This is a genomic window from Vibrio sp. 10N.261.55.A7, from assembly GCF_002877365.1.
Taxonomy (GTDB): domain Bacteria; phylum Pseudomonadota; class Gammaproteobacteria; order Enterobacterales; family Vibrionaceae; genus Vibrio.
Genome location: NZ_MCWZ01000143.1, coordinates 1 through 1,337, shown reverse-complemented (window position 1 = coordinate 1,337; position 1,337 = coordinate 1). Strand labels below are relative to the sequence as shown.

The window sequence follows — 1,337 nt, the reverse complement described above, 5'->3', positions numbered from 1 at the left end:
ATATTATTATCGTAGTAAAACTCATTTTGATTAACCGGCATATCTTTATTATACCTAGTAACTTTTAAAGTTTGAGTATATCCATCAACAATAGTTCTTTCGTTACAATTGCTCCAATCATTTTTTGTTTGTAATGGAAAAAACTTGGTATTTTTTATTCCATAAATTTCCGGTTCACTTACGGAAAAAGACTGCTCTAGGGATTCAGTTGTAATACAAGTATATGCTTCCGTAACCAAGTCTGAAAGATAAAAGTCTGCTTGTTTCTCATATACCAACCCATTATTGTTCGAGCTATGCCTTTCAACTTGATTGATTAAACTGATCTCCGTTTCTAAATCGGTCGAAATTTCATGTTCAAGGTAAGTCAGACTATCGGATTTAATAACAGTTTCTCTTTTAATCCATTTATCAGTGGATTGCATTGTCTTTTCATCCCAATACTGCCAGTAATACTCTACGTATGCCCTTTGAGCATTTGGGTAGGTACGCTCTAATACTTTTGTTTCCTGATACGACTTTTTAATAGCTGGCATCATTTTCTGAGCTAATGCATATAGCTCGCTATTCTGCTCTTGAATAAAGTCACTATAGAGAGACTCTACTGAAACATTATAATATTGAGCTAGCCTCTGGCTTTGTTCTTCGACATCCTGCAAGATTTTTTGTTGTACATCTACAGCGTCTTTGAGGCTATCGCAACTGACTATATTAAATTTAGCCAGTTCAGGTTGAATGTCGGACCATAATAATGTCGTAATTGGCGTAGTAAACTTTAATTCTTGGTTAGTTTGGAGTGCAACGCTTGGGGGGTAAACCAGTCTATAAGGTTCACTGATAGGCACATTTGGTGAGTCATGATCAATAGCCCCAATCGGAACATCAATTATAATAGGTGCATAGTTACTGCATTCCGAGATAGTGGTAACGTCTAAAGTATAATCTCCACCTTCTCCAGTCACACTCGTAGGCTCTCCACTATCTACTTCACCGTTGTAATTTAAATCAAGAAATACCATTGCGCCTTCAATATAACCATCAATGGCTTTACCATTTAGGCTAGATAACTCATTTTTTGCAACCGAGGAAGAGTCGCCACACCCATAGAGTACAGAGGAAGCAAGCACTATTAAAACAATCTTCGCTTGTATTATTTTTCGCATATTTTTATCCGATAATAATAAATCACCTTGAAATAATCTGTATTAGATCATCTTGAATTAATATTAAAAAAACCAAAACATTTATTTATATGAAAAGTATTAAGACACTATTTGCAAATCAAAACATTAAGAAAAGTAAGTAAGAAACCAGTGGTTATATATAGTGTAATTGGT

Annotated in this window: 1 protein-coding gene; it reads right to left on the bottom strand. The window is 34.6% G+C overall.

What is annotated here, in order from left to right; genetic code table 11:
- The coding region (locus tag BCU12_RS08975; RefSeq protein ID WP_102403988.1) for a hypothetical protein at window positions 1-1,163 on the bottom strand (1,163 nt) is incomplete at its 3' end.
- Window positions 1,164-1,337 lie beyond the last annotated feature (174 nt).